Origin of the sequence: Niallia sp. Man26, from assembly GCF_022049065.2 — a bacterium.
Taxonomy (GTDB): Bacteria; Bacillota; Bacilli; order Bacillales; family Cytobacillaceae; genus Niallia.
Genome location: NZ_CP095743.1, coordinates 3,467,406 through 3,483,682, shown reverse-complemented (window position 1 = coordinate 3,483,682; position 16,277 = coordinate 3,467,406). Strand labels below are relative to the sequence as shown.

At 39.1% G+C, this 16,277-nt stretch carries 18 protein-coding genes; 12 read left to right on the top strand and 6 right to left on the bottom strand.

Annotation, left to right across the window (positions count from 1 at the left end; all coding sequences use genetic code 11):
* The first annotated feature begins 8 nt into the window (after positions 1–8).
* The 3 genes from L8T27_RS17490 to L8T27_RS17480 are packed head-to-tail and all read left to right on the top strand — an operon-like array spanning position 9 to position 2,890.
* Positions 9–1,091, top strand: a complete 1,083-nt coding sequence (locus L8T27_RS17490) for a PTS fructose transporter subunit IIC (protein WP_237942350.1) — start codon at positions 9–11, stop codon at positions 1,089–1,091.
* An 18-nt stretch (positions 1,092–1,109) separates the two neighbouring features.
* The gene (locus tag L8T27_RS17485) at positions 1,110–1,964 is read left to right on the top strand and encodes a class II fructose-bisphosphate aldolase (RefSeq protein WP_237941986.1); all 855 of its coding nucleotides are present in this window, start codon (positions 1,110–1,112) and stop codon (positions 1,962–1,964) included.
* Between the two features lie 26 nt (positions 1,965–1,990).
* Entirely contained in the window at positions 1,991–2,890 is a 900-nt protein-coding gene (locus L8T27_RS17480; RefSeq protein WP_233315784.1) for a ketose-bisphosphate aldolase, read from the top strand.
* 309 nt (positions 2,891–3,199) lie between these two features.
* Here L8T27_RS17480 and sinI read toward each other — a convergent pair whose 3' ends face one another.
* Positions 3,200–3,316: a DNA-binding anti-repressor SinI gene (sinI, locus tag L8T27_RS17475; RefSeq protein ID WP_233316137.1), complete on the bottom strand. Its 117-nt coding sequence runs from the start codon at positions 3,314–3,316 to the stop codon at positions 3,200–3,202.
* A gap of 284 nt (positions 3,317–3,600) precedes the next feature.
* On the opposite strand from sinI, the gene L8T27_RS17470 reads away from it, so the two are divergent.
* From L8T27_RS17470 to L8T27_RS17445, 6 genes are all read left to right on the top strand, one after another.
* Positions 3,601–4,149 (top strand): hypothetical protein, encoded by a 549-nt coding sequence (locus tag L8T27_RS17470; protein WP_237941985.1) that lies wholly within the window; start codon positions 3,601–3,603, stop codon positions 4,147–4,149.
* A gap of 146 nt (positions 4,150–4,295) precedes the next feature.
* On the top strand, positions 4,296–4,583 hold the full coding sequence (locus L8T27_RS17465) for a hypothetical protein (RefSeq protein ID WP_233315782.1): 288 nt from the start codon (positions 4,296–4,298) through the stop codon (positions 4,581–4,583).
* A gap of 373 nt (positions 4,584–4,956) precedes the next feature.
* Positions 4,957–5,097, top strand: coding sequence for a hypothetical protein (locus L8T27_RS17460; RefSeq protein WP_233315781.1), 141 nt, complete (start codon positions 4,957–4,959; stop codon positions 5,095–5,097).
* A 280-nt stretch (positions 5,098–5,377) separates the two neighbouring features.
* Positions 5,378–5,794, top strand: coding sequence for a DUF4304 domain-containing protein (locus L8T27_RS17455; RefSeq protein WP_237941984.1), 417 nt, complete (start codon positions 5,378–5,380; stop codon positions 5,792–5,794).
* 189 nt (positions 5,795–5,983) lie between these two features.
* On the top strand, positions 5,984–7,162 hold the full coding sequence (locus L8T27_RS17450; RefSeq protein ID WP_237941983.1) for a processed acidic surface protein: 1,179 nt from the start codon (positions 5,984–5,986) through the stop codon (positions 7,160–7,162).
* A gap of 3 nt (positions 7,163–7,165) precedes the next feature.
* A complete protein-coding gene (locus L8T27_RS17445) occupies positions 7,166–7,843 on the top strand; it encodes a class D sortase (RefSeq protein WP_233315778.1) in 678 nt (225 codons plus the stop codon).
* A gap of 126 nt (positions 7,844–7,969) precedes the next feature.
* Here L8T27_RS17445 and L8T27_RS17440 read toward each other — a convergent pair whose 3' ends face one another.
* Positions 7,970–10,798, bottom strand: coding sequence for an Ig-like domain-containing protein (locus L8T27_RS17440; protein WP_237941982.1), 2,829 nt, complete (start codon positions 10,796–10,798; stop codon positions 7,970–7,972).
* A 474-nt stretch (positions 10,799–11,272) separates the two neighbouring features.
* Here L8T27_RS17440 and L8T27_RS17435 point away from each other — a divergent pair, with 474 nt between their 5' ends.
* Both L8T27_RS17435 and L8T27_RS17430 read left to right on the top strand, forming a co-directional pair.
* The gene (locus tag L8T27_RS17435; RefSeq protein ID WP_233315776.1) at positions 11,273–12,082 is read left to right on the top strand and encodes a zinc ribbon domain-containing protein; all 810 of its coding nucleotides are present in this window, start codon (positions 11,273–11,275) and stop codon (positions 12,080–12,082) included.
* 68 nt (positions 12,083–12,150) lie between these two features.
* Complete coding sequence (locus tag L8T27_RS17430) at positions 12,151–13,506, top strand: zinc ribbon domain-containing protein (RefSeq protein ID WP_237941981.1); 1,356 nt, start codon at positions 12,151–12,153, stop codon at positions 13,504–13,506.
* Between the two features lie 41 nt (positions 13,507–13,547).
* Here L8T27_RS17430 and L8T27_RS17425 read toward each other — a convergent pair whose 3' ends face one another.
* From L8T27_RS17425 to L8T27_RS17415, 3 genes are all read right to left on the bottom strand, one after another.
* Positions 13,548–13,970, bottom strand: a complete 423-nt coding sequence (locus L8T27_RS17425) for a hypothetical protein (RefSeq protein ID WP_233315774.1) — start codon at positions 13,968–13,970, stop codon at positions 13,548–13,550.
* Between the two features lie 64 nt (positions 13,971–14,034).
* A complete protein-coding gene (locus L8T27_RS17420; protein ID WP_233315773.1) occupies positions 14,035–14,517 on the bottom strand; it encodes a competence protein ComK in 483 nt (160 codons plus the stop codon).
* Positions 14,518–14,683: 166 nt separating this feature from the next.
* Positions 14,684–14,929, bottom strand: coding sequence for a helix-turn-helix domain-containing protein (locus tag L8T27_RS17415; protein WP_233315772.1), 246 nt, complete (start codon positions 14,927–14,929; stop codon positions 14,684–14,686).
* Between the two features lie 333 nt (positions 14,930–15,262).
* Here L8T27_RS17415 and L8T27_RS17410 point away from each other — a divergent pair, with 333 nt between their 5' ends.
* The gene (locus L8T27_RS17410; protein ID WP_248574453.1) at positions 15,263–16,051 is read left to right on the top strand and encodes a hypothetical protein; all 789 of its coding nucleotides are present in this window, start codon (positions 15,263–15,265) and stop codon (positions 16,049–16,051) included.
* A 37-nt stretch (positions 16,052–16,088) separates the two neighbouring features.
* Here the strand turns inward: L8T27_RS17410 and L8T27_RS28740 are convergent, their stop codons facing one another.
* Positions 16,089–16,217, bottom strand: coding sequence for a hypothetical protein (locus L8T27_RS28740; RefSeq protein WP_282581406.1), 129 nt, complete (start codon positions 16,215–16,217; stop codon positions 16,089–16,091).
* Positions 16,218–16,277: the final 60 nt, after the last annotated feature.

Genomic DNA, 16,277 nt, shown 5'->3' with positions numbered 1-16,277 from the left:
TTTATATGCTGAAAAAACTGCAAATTAAAAAGCATGCGTTAACTGCAATTTCCTATATGCTGCCATTAGTAGTGGCTTCAGGTTTACTAATTGCGATCGGGAATCTGACAGGCGGGACTGTTATTGAAAACTATCAAGAAGCCTTCTCGATTCCATCTGCTCTTGTGTCATTAGGTGTACTAGGAATGGGCCTGCTTGCTCCGGTCATTGCCGGGGCGATTGCCTACTCGATTGCTGATCGTCCAGGTATTGCACCAGGCTTGCTGATGGGGTTGATTGCTAATGCGATTGGTGCTGGCTTCTTAGGAGGCATGCTTGGCGGTTTTATTGTCGGTTACTTTGTACTCTTCTTAAAGAATAACTTGAAGGTGCCAAGATGGGCGGAAGGGCTTATGCCAATGATGATTATCCCTCTCATCTCCAGTCTCGTCGTCGGGCTTCTCATGTTCTTTGTACTTGGGGTGCCGATTGTGTGGGCAACAGATGGCTTAACATCGTTCTTGACGAGCATGCAAGGCTCGATGAGGTTTGTGTTTGGGGCAATCTTAGGCGGCATGGCAGCATTTGATTTCGGCGGTCCTGTCAATAAAGTCGCCTCCCTCTTTGCCGACGGCTTGCTGCTTGAAGGCATATATGAACCAGAAGCCGTTAAAATACTCGCATCTATGGTGCCTCCATTCGGTGTTGCTATCTCATGGGTATTATCAAAAGCATTAAAGAAAAAGAAATATACGAAATCAGAGGAAGATAATATTAAAATTGCTTTTCCAATGGGTGTTTGTATGATCACTGAAGGTGTTATTCCTATTGCTGCTGTTGATATCGTAAGAGTAGTTGTTTCCTGTACACTCGGTGCAGCAGTCGGCGGCGGTTTCTCGATGCTGTGGGGTGTAGGCTCACCTGTCCCATCTGGCGGCATGTTCATAGTTCCCGCAATGAATCATCCATTTCTATTCTGTCTTGCCTTATTGATTGGTTCTGTTGTTACAGGCTTGATGCTGTTCTTCTGGAAGAAGGAACCTGTCGATAAAGCGGAGGAAACAACAGAGGAAGAAGATATGGACTTATCTGATGTAAAAATCTCATTTTAATCAGGAGGGAAGAGGCTTATGTATGTTTCCATGAAAGGCATGCTCGCACGTGCCAACAAAGGAAAATACGCTGTGATGGCTATCAATTGCTTCAATTTAGAGACAGCAAAGGCCGTCATATTAGCAGCTCAAGAATTAAGAGCGCCTGTTATCATTGATCTTCTGCAAGACCATTTACAAGCACATCTTGGCAGTAAATTGCTGACACAGCCGATTATCGAAATGGCACGCGACGCAAGTGTTGAGGTTGCAATTAATCTCGACCATGGCAAGGATGTAGGCTTTGTGAAAAGATGCTTAAGAGACGGCTTTTCAAGTGTGATGATGGATGCATCTGCTTATCCGCTTGAACAAAATATTGAGATTACCAAAAAGATGGTTGAATTTGCTCAAACCTATGATGCCAGTGTGGAAGGAGAGATTGGCAATATCGGCTCTGTTTCCCGCAATAATCTCACCAATGATGATATGTACACAGACCCGGATGCAGCTATTGAGTATGCAAGACGAACAGGAATTGATGCTTTAGCGATTTCTTATGGCTCAAGTCATGGCGACTACCCAGACGGCTATGTGCCGCCATTCCGCTTTGATATAGTCGAGAAAATCAAAGCAGAAACAAATATACCCCTTGTCCTTCATGGTGGCTCAGGCTGCGGAGAAGCAAATATTAAAAAGTCAATTGCCCTTGGCATCAATAAAATCAATGTTGGTTCTGATTTCATGAAGGCTCAAGTCAACAGCATTCAAGAATACTTAAAGGAAAATGAGACTGTCGATTATGTTCGCCTTATCCAAGGTACAGTCGATGCTGGCAAGGAAATGGTTAAATATTATATGGATTTATCTGAGTCAACAGGCAAGTCTTTATAAAAATCTAATCGAAATGGGGAGAGACAATGTTAGTAAACATGAAGCAATTATTAGAAGTGGCACAGGAGCACCAATTTGCGGTAGGAGCCTTTAATGTAGCGGACAGTAATTTCTTAAGAGTGGTTGTCGAAGAGGCAGAGAAAAACAACTCACCAGCTATTATCGCCGTTCACCCGACAGAGCTAGATTTCACAAAGGATGATTTCTTTCACTATGTACTTGCCCGGATCAAAAACAGTCATGTGCCATTTGTGCTTCATCTCGATCATGGCGATAGTGTGGAAAGTATTATGAGAGCTATCCACGTCGGCTTTAGCTCTGTCATGATTGACGGTTCGCTTCTACCTCTTGAAGAAAATATCAGAGTTACAAAGCAAATCGTTGATATCGCCCATCCTCTTGGCGTGTCAGTAGAAGGAGAGCTAGGAACAATTGGCAATACAGGCACAACAATTGAAGGTGGCGTAACCGAGGTTATTTACACAAGACCAGAAGATGCGAGGGAATTCGTTGAAAGCACTGGTGTTGACACATTAGCAGTCGCAATCGGCACTTGTCACGGTATTTATCCAAAAGACATGAAGCCACAGCTGCGCATGGATATTTTGCGCCAAATCAAAGAAGTTGTTGATATCCCGCTAGTTTTGCATGGCGGCTCTGCCAACCCAGATGAGGAGATTGCCGAGGCAGTCAAAATCGGCATTCAGAAGGTTAATATCTCCTCAGATTATAAATACGCCTTCTACAAAAAGTGTCGTGAAATACTTGCTGAAACAGAACTGTGGGATCCAAATGCTATTTATCCTGATTGCATTGACGCTGCAAAAGAGGTTGTTCAATATAAAATGAATCTGTTCCAGTCAGTGGATAAAGCAGATGTGTATAGACGGGAGAATGTGCGGGCTTGGAGAACGGCACAGCTGTAAAAAGTTATAGTAAGGCTTGAATAGAGCAATGGATATTTGTGAAAATAATCACATAAAAGGTAGCACTAAAAGCAGGAGATAATCTCCTGCTTTTTTTCATTAAACACTAAGCGAAACAGCTATTTTTATTAGTTGTAGACACATTGGGGTAGGGAACTTGCAGCAACATCTTATAAAGAATTTATCATGACTGGATGAAATCTTAATCCAGTATTTGAGAAGAGATAGTGGAAAGTAATAAAAAACTCTCCTTTCCTTATGGAAGGGAGAGAAAGTTAATGATGAATGATTATTATGCTAAAAAGAACCTTAAGCAGGTTTAAGTATAGTGAGAATCTTTCTAATTTCCTCTATGGACATACCTATCTCCTTAGCATATGAAATCAATTCTATCCAATCTGTATCTAGCTCTTGATTGTCTATCATAGAATGTAACATATGAACTCCTGTATAGGTATTTTGTCGCATTTTTAATATTACTTTAAATAGTTACTTAGATAAAGAAAAAAAGTTCGACAATTTTCTACAGAAACATAGTACTATAGTAGCTAGTGTCATCTTTGGTAGCTCAGTTAATAAATATATAATTTATCGAAATCGACTTTAGTTTTTTAATTTAACAGAATTAAATTAAGATAAATATACAAAAATGTTATAATTTGTATTAAAGCAATATTCTTTTCTTAATAATAGGCGTAGGAGGCGGTAAATTGAGAAAAATGAAATCTTATAAAGTATATATAATTATTTTTGCGCTTCTTTTGTTGTGGATATGGCTGCTTTTCTACATGCTTAATGAAATAATTGGAGGAATAACTGGAGTTATAGTGGCTTGTATTGGAACATTATTAACATGCTACATAGTGAAGGAAAGAATAGACCGGCGAAACTTTATGCTTTTTTTAGAAGCGTCTAAAGTAAGATTGGAAGTTCTTGAGGAGCTAATTTATACATGTGAAAATACTTTAGATGAAATTGCTAAGAAATCTCCTGTAAGGAATACTGATATACAACAATCTGTGCAGCATTTTTATCATAAGCTATTAAATTCTGATTTAGAAATTGTATATAAATATATGGAGTATGACTCCATTGTTAAGGTGACAAATAAATTAACATCACTTAAAGAATTAACTGAAAAAAGTTCCTTTAATGAAGTAGACGCAACTGCTGCTGTAGAAGATATTAAAGCAGTCTATTTTATATTAAATACAAATAAAAATAGCGTAGAGGAAATAGTGAAGATAAAAATGAATTAAAAGTTTTATGGTTACTTGCTGCTAATGGTCAATACTTCTTTTCTCGATCCTAATATTTATGTAGCTGACAATATTTAAAGGAACGATGAAAATCTCCCTCACCCCCAACATACAATGAATTAACAATATAATTGAGGTGATGGGGGATGAAGAAACTCAGCCGTCTCGGGGAGCTTTGGTGGCAAGGCATGACGTTAGAACATGTGTCGCATAAAGCAATTGTCAGGCCTTATTTAGCGTTTCTGTTTGTTACGTTAGTGTTTGAACTGTTTTTAGCTGTTCTTCTTATTTTTGCCTGTTTTATCTTCTATACAAACCATTACTGGCCGTCTGCCCCGTTTTATATTGGCGCTGCTGTGCTTGCTTTGCTGATGGGCATCACGATATCCTCCCTATTTGTTATTCTCCAGCGGAAAAAATGGAGAAAACAATAAAAAATCTCACTTCAATATCTTTCTCTTCTTGAAAATATTTAGTATCAAATAGCATATTGATTCATCTAGATGCACGGCAAGTAACCCTCTGCTTCTAATCATATACATGAAAAATTCTCTATCCAGAACATTTAACTAAAAGCAGCTAATAACAAAGCGTTATTAGCTGCTTTATTCATTTATGTAAATTAGTCCAAGCTAACCAGTTTATCAGCCGTTAAAAATGGGAATCAATCAGGGATTGTGCTCTTTCATTTTAGAAAGGGCTTAACACTAAATAACGTTCTTGGAAATCAGGCATATAATATAAAATATTTTCATGTTCCTGAACTGATGTTTGTTGAAATAAAAAAATAAAAAATGGAGCGATAATATGGCTGACAATAAAGAGGACTTCAAGACATTATTGCTGAGTGTGTACAATAAAGGCAATGAGGGTGCTACAGTGAAGGAATTGATGAGCCTGTTAGAGTCTGAATTGGCAAAGCTGAATACCAATGTAGGCCGCCGGTAAGCTTACCTGCTAAAAGGGAGCTCTATGTGTTTTTTTAACGGCATTTGCCTATGCCCAGGATGTATCTTATGTTATTCACGCATATATGGTGAAAGATTTTTGAGGAAAAGTCCTAATTTTATTAGGGCTTTTTATTTTGTTCAAGAGTTAGAGTATGCTTGTTTGCTTGAAATGTTTACAGTGTTAGAAATAAATTATTTTTTTCAGCGTAGGACAGCTGCTAAGATTGAGGGAAAGCAGTACTGCAATCTAACTTAACTACACGACAAGGAGTAATGGAATGCTGTCAGATCAAAGAAGAGAAATGCTCACTGCGTTAAAAGAGGTAGTCATTCCTGTTTTAAGGCGACAAGGCTTTAAAGGTTCTCTTAACCATTTCAGAAGAAGGAATAAAAACAATATTGATTTAATTACCTTCCAATTCAATAAATGGGGAGGTTCATTTATTGTGGAGTTAGCTGTTTGTCCTAAAGAGGCAACAACCATGATTTGGGGAAAAGAGATTCTGCCTAATAAGGTTACAGCTCATCATATGAATAATCGGTACAGACTGGGAAGTAAATCAATAGATCAAGAGGGCATTTGGTTTGATTATGAAAATGCCGTAACAAAGGAAGATTATCAAAAAGTGGCAGAAAGGATGCTGAAGCTGCTTAACACGGCAGATGTAGATTGGAATTCTTCCTTATTTAAGTGATTTTTTTCAAGCTAATCTCCCTTTGTATAATGTATTTATTGTAAAAAAGTTACTTTTCTTACTCAGTATGGGTTTCTAGTAAAAAAGCAACAAAAATATTTTATTTTAGAAAAATATTTTTGTTTCTAATCCCTTTTTCTGCAAGTATAATAAATTGAAAACTAAAAATAGAGATAGTAGGGGGAACCAATGAAGCGTTTACTTTGTTTGTTTACAGCTATTTTACTGGCTTTAAGCCTTCTGCCTGTAACTTCGTTTGCAATGGAATCTAATGATAAGGATTTCGAAGCATTTTTAGAAGAAATCGGCTGGGAAAAGCAGGATTATATCGATTACTTAGAAAGCAAAGATTGGTATTTGGAAGATTTCGAATCTGCTGATGAGCTGGGCACACCATTAACAGAAGAATCTATCGAGCCAATTTTGACAGACTATGATCTAACAAGAGAAGAGTTAAATGAGCTTCTTGCTGATTATGGTGATATTGAAGTGGGACAAGACGTTCTTGATAGCGAATACCTTCTTTTTGCTGAAGAGGTTTATGATTATGTTGGCTACTATTTAGATGATACTTATGGCACACTTATCAATGATGAGAACCTGCAAGAGCTTGTAGAAAGATACGGCTTTGCATCTGCTGATGAATTAGAAGAGTATCTTCAGCAGTTTGATGAGTCTATCGATCACTATGAATTTATCGAAGACCTTGACTCTACTGTAGATTATTACATGAATGGTGGAGCAGATTTAGAAGCAGAGATTGATGAGCTGTTCCTATCCATGGACCTGACAGAAGAAGAAATGGACAGATTGCTTGAGCATTTTATAACAATTTATGAAGAAAACCCTGATTTTGAGGATCAACTATATACATTGAGCGAAAGAATGATGGCATTTGGTGAATTCGATTCTGCAGATGACCTGACAGCAGAGCAAATTGCTGAGCTATTGGATATCTCGAACGACATGCTGGATATTTTGCAGCTTGATGTGAAGTATTATCTTGTTAAAGATGGTGTGAAAAAACCATTATCTGTACAAAGCATGATGACGATGACGTCAACAGATGGTGCAGACTTGCTGATTGAGCTTTACAATAAACAAGGTGATTTCCTGGCAGATATCATTCTGACGAATGAAATGTTCGGTTCTGAAATAATCAAAGAGACTGGTAAAGACCTTCAAGAAGCAGAACAAATCGTAAAAGAAATTCCAGTAAAAACAGCTACTAAAGCGGTTGAAAAGACTGTAAAGGGCGGAAAGCTGCCAAACACTGCTTCTGACTACTTGCAAAATACAATCATTGGACTTGTGATTGTGCTTGCTGGTGTTGTGTTGTTTAGACGTGTTTGGGTGAAAGGACAATAAAAAATGCGGGCAGCCAATAAAAACAGAAGAGGAAATAGCCGTAAGCAATGGATTCTTCTTTCATTGACTGCTGCTGTCATTATAGTTGGAGTCTGGTTTACCAGCTCCAACTTTTATCCTTTTTTAAAGGGCTATTTCCTTTATAAGACAGAGCAAGTGAAAGCAGATGATTTGCCGAAGGAAGAAGAGGAGAAAACGGAAGCTCCTCCGGCAGTGGAGGAAGAGCCGGAAGAACCAGCAGATGAGACTCCGCTTTATGCAGAAATGCCAACAGTAGGGGACTATATGGGGGATCTGCTTATTCCGAAGCTAGAGGCGACTCTTCCAATCATTCATGGCACAGATGAAGATGAGCTGGAAAAGGGCGTTGGTCATTTTGCAGGCAGTGTTATGCCTGGTGAAGAGGACAATACGGTGCTTTCCGGCCATCGAGATACTGTGTTTAGAAGACTTGGGGAAGTTGGCAAAGGTGATCTTCTAACAGTGAAGACAGCTGCTGGGGAATTTACGTATAAAGTGAAACGGGTCAGAATTGTTGATAAGGATGATAGAACGGTTATCGTTCCAAAACCGAAAGCAACATTAACTGTCACAACCTGCTATCCGTTTAACTATATCGGAGATGCTCCGAAACGGTATATTTTAGTTGCTGATTTAGTAGATAAGCAGCTGAACAGCTGATGAAAAAAAGAAGCTCCAGCCATGGAAGCTTCTTTTTTTTCTGCAGTTAGCTTTAATCAAACGTTTGTTTAACTAGCAAAAAACGGCGTCCTGAAGCGGTTTTCACTTTCAGAAACGCCGTTTTTATTATTTTACTTTTATGGTTCGATAAGAACTCTTATTGCCTGCTTTATCTTTCGCATACAGCTTCAAGGAAGTGCCTTTTTTCTGTTTGCGCAATTTTACTTTGTATGTTCCGTTTGAGCTGACAGTCGCTTTTCCTAAATATTTGCTGCCTCTGTACACATAAACGGTAGCTCCTTTTTCTGCACTGCCAGAAATACTTGTTGATTTCGATGTGACCGTTTTAGCACTAGGTGCGCCTGGTGCTGTTTTGTCGGCAACTTTAATAGAAACAGAATTACTCTTATTATGGGCAGCATCCTCAGCATACACCGTTAAATACGTGCCTGCCTTTTGCTTCGCTATTTTGATTTTATAGGCGCCCTTGCTGTCGGCTGTTGCTGTGCCAATTGTTGTGCTGTCTCTTTTTACATACACTTTTGCTTTTGCTTCTGTCTTGCCTGTCAAATATGTTGTCGCATCACTGATCGAGCTTACACTTGGCTTTGTTGGTGCTATTTTATCGACAACAGTGACAGATGTGTCACCGCTCTTATTGCCAGCTTTGTCTGTTGCATTCACAACCAGCTTTGTGCCTGCCTTTTGCTTCGTAATTGCTATTTTAAAAGCACCTTTACTGTCAGCTGTTGTTTTTCCAATAGTTGAATAGCCTGATCGAACTTGAACAGTCGAACCTGCTTCAGCAGTTCCAGTGACGTTTGTGGAAGAATCACTGACAGTGTTAACCTTCGGCTTGGATGGTGCTGTTTTATCCTGCACGGTAACAGCTGCCTCTGCACTGCGGCTGCCAGCTGTATCAATTGAATAGACGGCTAGTTTTGTGCCAGCCTTTTGCTTCGGAATCGTGATTTGGAACGTCCCGTTGCTGCTTGCTGCGCCGCTGCCGATTGTTGTTCCATTTGCTGTAATAAAGATGGTTGTGTATGGGTCGGCAATCCCGCTTAAAGCAGTATCACTGTCACCTATTGCATACACAGTCGGCGTTGTCGGCACATCTGTGCCGCTGCTGTTTGTCAGCATTGTATACGTAATATCGGCACCCTTCGTTGATGGTACAGAAAAGTCTTCTGGTGAGCTTAATCCTTTTACAACAGCACCGCCGCCTTTTAAAGACAAAGTTGTTGTCCCGCTGTACAGCTTCTCTTTAAGGGAATCAAAAGCGGAAACGCCTTTAAAGCCGTACGGACCAGAATCCTTCTTCAAGACAAGTGCTGCCCGGAAATTCGTCATAAATTGTCCGAATGTTAGTTTAGGATCAATATATTTATGAATGATGTTCTCGACTGCTTTGTAATTGCTGTTTGTGTCTGCGATAATTTCCTTAAAGATGCTGTCCCCTTGGCCAGCCTGGTATTTCAAATATTGCAGGAACAAGTAGGAAAGGGAGTAATTCGCTAACGTGTCCCCGTAATAATCCCAATTCAGTAAGGACTGCCCTGATGTGATGCTTGTGCTGTAATTATAATAATCAATCCTGCTTTGCAGGATATCCTTTGAATAGATTTGTTCGGCTGCCATCGCCAACCCTTCATCAAGCCATGTGTCCAGCTGTGTAGATCCTTGGATAAACACATTTTGGTTAAAGCTGACCATATGCTGAAATTCATGGGCAAGTGTCATATAAGCCTCAGACACATCGATATCGCCTGCGTCATACATGAGCGGGTACGTATCAATATAGAAAATCTCTGACTTATTTGAGTTTGTATCATTATATAAATCAACAGGTGAGAAATAGCCAGCAACATAGCCGCCGCTACCAGTAAACCCATCCTTAATATCATAGGCAAGGATGTTAACCTTTCCGTCATTATTAACATCTGATTCCTTCCCGAAATTTGTTGCCACAGAAAGGTGAATAGAATCATCGAATTCCTTGCCGAGCTGTGCAGCCGCATCTGCCGTAATTTCATTGTTATTTACCCACACATCTGCGTAGGTGCCACTGTACAGAAGCTTTGCAGTCAGCTGGTAATCTTCATTTGTCTCAATATTTGTTACCCAAAATGCTTTGCTGTCGCCCTCATCATAGGAGGCGATTACAGAATTGGTGCTTTTAGTCGTTACTTTGTCCGCATCTTCTGGCTCGAACGGAACGACATAATCAAGCATATAGGCTTCTTTTTCCATGTTTTTGTTGAACGTATATTCATCATTGTTAATCTCTAATGACCCAGTATTTTCGCTTTGATAAGCATTGGTAGATTCATTGCTGATTAAGCTGTAATAGCTTGTCCCGCTGCTTATGTTTAAAGCAGTTCCTGTGTAAAATGGGTTTGCTACCTTGAAATAAGTTGTATCAGAATAATATAAATCAGACTGGCTTTTCGAGGTGCCAAGACGCAAGTATATGTAGGCACTGTTTTTATAAAGTGACTTTGGAAGCGTTATTCCAAGCTTCATGTTTCCGAAAGAGGAAGACATATCGTTTGAAATGCCGCCGATATAGTCAAGGGCCCCATTATTGTCTGTGTAAAATTCTATATCCAAAAAAGCATCCTTATTTGTACTGTCATTTTGAACAGCCAGCAGCAAATTCATCGCTTCATCTGCGGTTTCAGAGGAAGAGGTGCCAATATAGGTAACTGTATTGGTACTGCCGACACTGTCGGTCAAGCTTCCCGCCACAGCACCGTCCCTGATAAGCGGATAATCCTCCACATTGTCAAAGTTAAGATGCTTGCTTATATCAAGCCGAGGTACCAAACTTGTGTTTAAGTTTGTATTAACGCTAGCTGCCTTTAAAGATACATTCTCCTCTTGAGCAAAAGTACTTAAAGGTATAGAAAAGAGTAATAGAAAAGCAGAAAATCCAGAAATTATTTTCCCCACAAGTGTTCATCCTTCCCGAAAAAAGTAGCCCGGCTTATCGGCATAGACCCTTGGCCGATAAGCTTTCAGCTGGACATCATGTCCTTATATGAATCTCTTTTTTTAATGATATCGGCTTTATATCGGTAGTGTTTTAGCAGGATGAAATAGTAAATGATTCCATTTGTTACGCTGATACCCTCGAAATTTGTCGAACGAAAGTTCAGAGAAAAATTTACGAGGGTATCCGTATTTTTTTAATTGTTTTAAACCTTGTATTAGCAGGAGGTTAAGGATTGCATTAAAAACTAGAGTGGTATTTTTTAAAAGGGATAATGAGTATAATGGATTATTTATTTACCATATTATTACTGGTGTTAAGTTGATTTACCTATTACAATAAGTGAGGAAATTCAGGGAATTGAATATTTTGTATGAGAATACAGCTTTTTCTTTATTTTCAATATATAGATAGAAAAAAGGGGAGACTTAACAGTGAATTGTGTAAAGTGCGGGCATCCTAATGATAGGGATGCTAGATTCTGTGAATCATGCGGAGCAAATCTGCAGACAGAAACCGGGACACACCCAAATCCAGTATTGTCCAAAGAGGAAGCAGCTGCAGCGGCTTCAACAACTGCTGGACAGACAGGAAGCAGTCAAGCATATATAGAGAAAACGAAGACTGTTTCCAAGCAATACTTTTCATACTTTTTAACAGCATTAAAAAATCCTGTTCAAGCAGCAGCAAATACAGGGAAAGAGAACTTCATCAATGGAATCATTACAATTGTTTTATTTGCTTTGATGATTCCGCTTATGAGTTATTTTGCATTAAAGAGTGCATTTAGCAGCTATAACAGTGGCTGGTTTTCGCCAGATATCAGCTTCGGTGCTGTTGTAATTAAACCATTATTTATTTTATTAATTATACTTGCATTAGTAGTACTAATTATCTTCGGAGCGGTCAAGCTTGGTAAATCTTCTGCCGGCTTTCTTGATGTACTAGCGAGATTTGGTACATTCTTAGTAGTTCCAGCCTCATTTTTTGTGATTGCACTAATTATTTCCTTAATTGGTTCTTATTCTTTTGTATTCTTCCTGTTGTTGGGATTAACGGCATTCTCCTTTGTGATTCCATTGATTATTTACAGCTATAAAAAGCAGAGTAACGGTGGATTGGATGCATTCTACAGCATTCTTTTATCCTATATTGCGATTGCGATTGTATTTATGATCATTGGTGATGCAGCATTGGAAAACATCGAGGAAATGCTCGATATGATGAATCCATTTGGTTTTTAACATAAAGAGAGAACTTAGGGGGCCTGTCGTATTTCAGGCCTCTTATTAAAATATGGGGGAAGAGAAAAATGAAATTTTGTAAAAATTGCGGTACGGAAAGAAAGGAAGGCCAGAATTTCTGTAATTCATGTGGACAGCCATTTGAAGCTGCACAAACCGGCAAAACGGTCCAAGCTCCTTCCAGCAATGCTAATCATCAAACAGCAGAAGCTAAGAGAGAGCCAATGTCCAAAAAAAATAAAATCATCATCCTTTCAGCTGTGCTGGCTGTGGTAATTCTGTTTGGTGCGCATAAGTTCATTGCTAGTCTATATACACCGGAAAAGACAATAGAAGCATTTGAACAAGCTGTCAAAAGCAAGGATGTAAAAGAGGCGAAGAAGGTTATTTCCTTTGAGCAATTTGATGGTGACTTCAAAGAGGAAGACATTAAAAGCTACTTAGCTTATCTGGAAGACTATCAATCCGAAATATCCAGCTCCTTTTCCTATGAAGGTGTCACAGCTGGGGCGACCGTTACAGATAACAGCAGCAATGAAATTGTGCGTCTTGTAAAGGGAGATAAGAAATTCGGCCTTTACCAGCAATACAAAATCGAGGCAATTCCATTTGAGCTAACTGTAAGTGCCAATTTGGACGGAGCAGAAGTAGAATATAGAGACAGCAAGCAGAAGGTGGACGAAGATCTGACCATAAAGGATGTACTGCCAGGTGACACGGAGCTTGCAGGCAGTTATAAAGGCGACTATTCCTCTTTATCACACACAGAAAAGCTCGACTTTGATGATGCTTATGCTAATGTATTGGATATCTATCTTGATTTTGAAGGGGAATATGTAGATATTTATTCTAATATTGATGACAGTATCCTGTTTGTGAATGGAAAGAGTACTGGCAAAAAGGTTGCAGATGTATATGATTTCGGTCCAATTCCTACAGACGGTTCTATCAGTCTTCATGCAGAGTATGAAACAAAGGACGGCGTAATGAAAACTGCTGCTCAAAAAGTTATTAACACGAACTATATTGATTTAGAATTTACGGAGGATACACCAGAAGAAACAGAAGAGGCTTTGAACTCATTCATGGAAGATTATTACTATGCTAGTGTTTCTGCTATGAATGCAGGGGAATTCTCCTTTGTGAGTCCGTATTTAGATCCGAATGGCAAAGCGTACACAGAGTCGAAAGATTATGTAAAGTATATTTACGAAAAGGGCATTACAGAAGAAGTTGTCTCTGTCGAGGTGACAGATTATGAAAAAACAGACGAAGGCTATGTTGTTGATACAGAAGATGTGTATGACATTACTTATGAAGATGGAACAACAAAAAGGCAGGAGTACAAATCCTCCTATAAAGTGAATAAGCTTGAAGATGGTGCGTTGGAAATAAATGAGCTTATCAGCACAGAAGACAAATAAATAGAAAAAGGAAGAACCGCTAAAAAAGGTTCTTCCTTTTTTTACCCTGATCTTCTCGTCCGCCCAGCTTTAGCCTTTTTCCGTGCCATTCGCAGAAAACCATACCGAATAACCCTGTACAGCACATAAACACCGAAAAACAGCAAAAATCCGTAAATCCCAACGACTGCATCCTGAAACTCCATATTGCCGCGGCCGGTGATGCCTTGTTGTATTTCAATCGCAAAAACGAGTACTAATATGAGTGTGAAGGTATAAATGAAGGAGATGCTCGTGATGCTCCATTTTGCAAGCAGTTTGAAAACGGCATGAACCGCGAAAAAGGAGAGGATGCCAATGATGCCAATAATCCATAGATGCAAGTCTTTATCACTAGCCTGCCAGCCGAAATGGGCCGCAGCCTGCATGATAATATCATGTATTTCATTGACAATCCCGGCGATGAATCGAATAATCTCTGCCATATCTTCCTCCTGTAACAACTTTTATTCTTCATTAATACCCGATTTTCTTATTGTTGGCAAGAGATTATGTGCTGACAGGAAAATCACCGCTCAATGCTTTCACACACATCCAGGTTCTGTACATCTGTTTGTCGAGAATATGAGCCGATTCCTTAACCTCCAGCTTCCTGCCATTTTGGAAAACAATCATTGTACTTTTATTGCTGACAGAGGATGCTCCTGAAATGAGGTTAACATGGGAGAAAAAAATCCAGTGGCAGTCCATTTGGCTTGGCGATTGTGTCGGGAAAGCGTAGATGTTTTTTTGCGGATTGATGGGAATGGGGATTTTCTTTTTAATGCCGGTCAGAAAGGAAACAGCACAGCGCCGTCCGTCATATTCAGCCCCGCCGAAAAGGGAGGCCTGCTTGATCAGCTCAAGCGGAGTTTTCTTTACATAGTATTCTTCTGTTCCTTCAAGGACAATCGTGCTGTACTCCAGATTATAGGCAGGTTTCAAGGCGAGGGTTTTTTCGCTTATTTCATAATCATCATAGAAATTAGCCATTGCGATGCACTCCTTTTTTAGTAGGTGAAAAGGGAGGTTTGCATGCAGTTAATCTTAAGAAGGGAAAAATTTTTTGCGAGAGGTATTGTCTGTTGTTTCTTGGATACAGTAAAAATTACAGGGATTTAGAGAGAATATAAAAGGGGAGGGGAAAGGAGTTAGTAAGCTAAATTTGCTCCTTGTACTCTTTTTCTGCTTGAATGAACAGAAAACTAGGATTGATGCCCAATTCCTTGCATAGCTTATATAGAGTAAAGGATTTTGGAATAGATGTGCCGCGTTCAATCCTGCCGATGAAATTGGGGCTCATGCTTGTCCGTTCGCCGAGCTGTTCAAGGGATAAACCCTTCTTCATTCTTGCATAGCGGATTTGTTTTCCTAATGAACTTGCAAAAAATTTTTCATTAATCATGTCAAACCTTCTTTTAGCATTATTATCCATTAAAAAAGAAGGCGTTTCCACAACCAAGAGTTTGCTTTTTTACATTTATAGTAAATGATTGCTAAAAAAAGTTTGAACGCTCCTCTTTCTCTGGTTTTCCTATTATGGCAGGTTTCAAGGCGTGCGTCTAAAGCATTTTGAATCATTCTTTTAAAAAAAGTTTGGATGTGTTAAATCGTTTTGAAGGGAAAACTGAAATAGAGGGCGAAATATTTAGTAGAGCAATACTTTTTTAAAATTCTTGAAAGGGTGATTTTTATTGTTATTCAACCTGCAAAACTAACCAGTCTAGCAAAAGAGTGTTTGGAAAACTTCGAATCAAAAAAAGATTTATCCTATGTTGTGAAATCTTCTATGCCAATTTTGTACTTTGGCAATATCAAAAAATATTTTGAATCCCCGATCCGTATCATTACAGTCGGTTTGAATCCTTCCAAGAAGGAGTTCCCTGACCCAGACCCTTTCCTTCGTTTTCAGTCAATGAAAAAAGATCATTTTTATGATTTTAATCAGCAATATTTGGCTGCCCTAAATGAATACTTCCAAGATAAGCCATACAAAGAATGGTTTGATCCAGCCTATGAGCCGTTATTGAACGGTCTTGATGCCAGCTTCTACGGCAATATGGTAAACACGGCCATCCATACAGACATCTGTTCCTCCCTTGCGACGAATCAGACATGGGAATCGCTCAGCAGAAGTGAACAGAAAAACCTTGAATCAAGCGGTGTTCCAGCTTGGCACAAGCTTGTTGATTATTTGGAGCCAGATATTATTCTATTATCTGTTTCCGGCGGTCATCTTTCCAAAATTGCCTTTGAGACAGTCAATGATTGGGAGACCGTTTATACAACACAAATGGACCGCCCATATTTGGTAAACAGCAAGAAGGTTGTGTTAAGCAGCGGCAAGCAGTCATCGATTTATTTCGGCAGAGCAGCAGAATTGCCGTTTGGTTTCATCTCCAGTGAGACGAAGTACTTAATAGGCAGACATCTTAAAAAGCTGTCGGAATATACTCCTGACTTTAATCAAGCTTATATGTACTCTGCTATGGACCTCGACCAAAACGACGGCGAGATTTTTGGATAAACGGAAAATAAGCCTCCATTTATTGGAGGCTTATTTTTTATTCTTTATTCTTCTTTTCATCAGACTCGTTGTTGTCTTCTTTAATATTCTTTACCTGTTCTTCAACTTTCTTGTCATCAAGTGGACGGTCCACTGTTTTGTCTTTTAAATCATTCGGTTTAACCATTTTGGACAGCCTCCTTTAGTGTTGTACTTTATATATAGACGCTGTGAATTTTTTTAAACC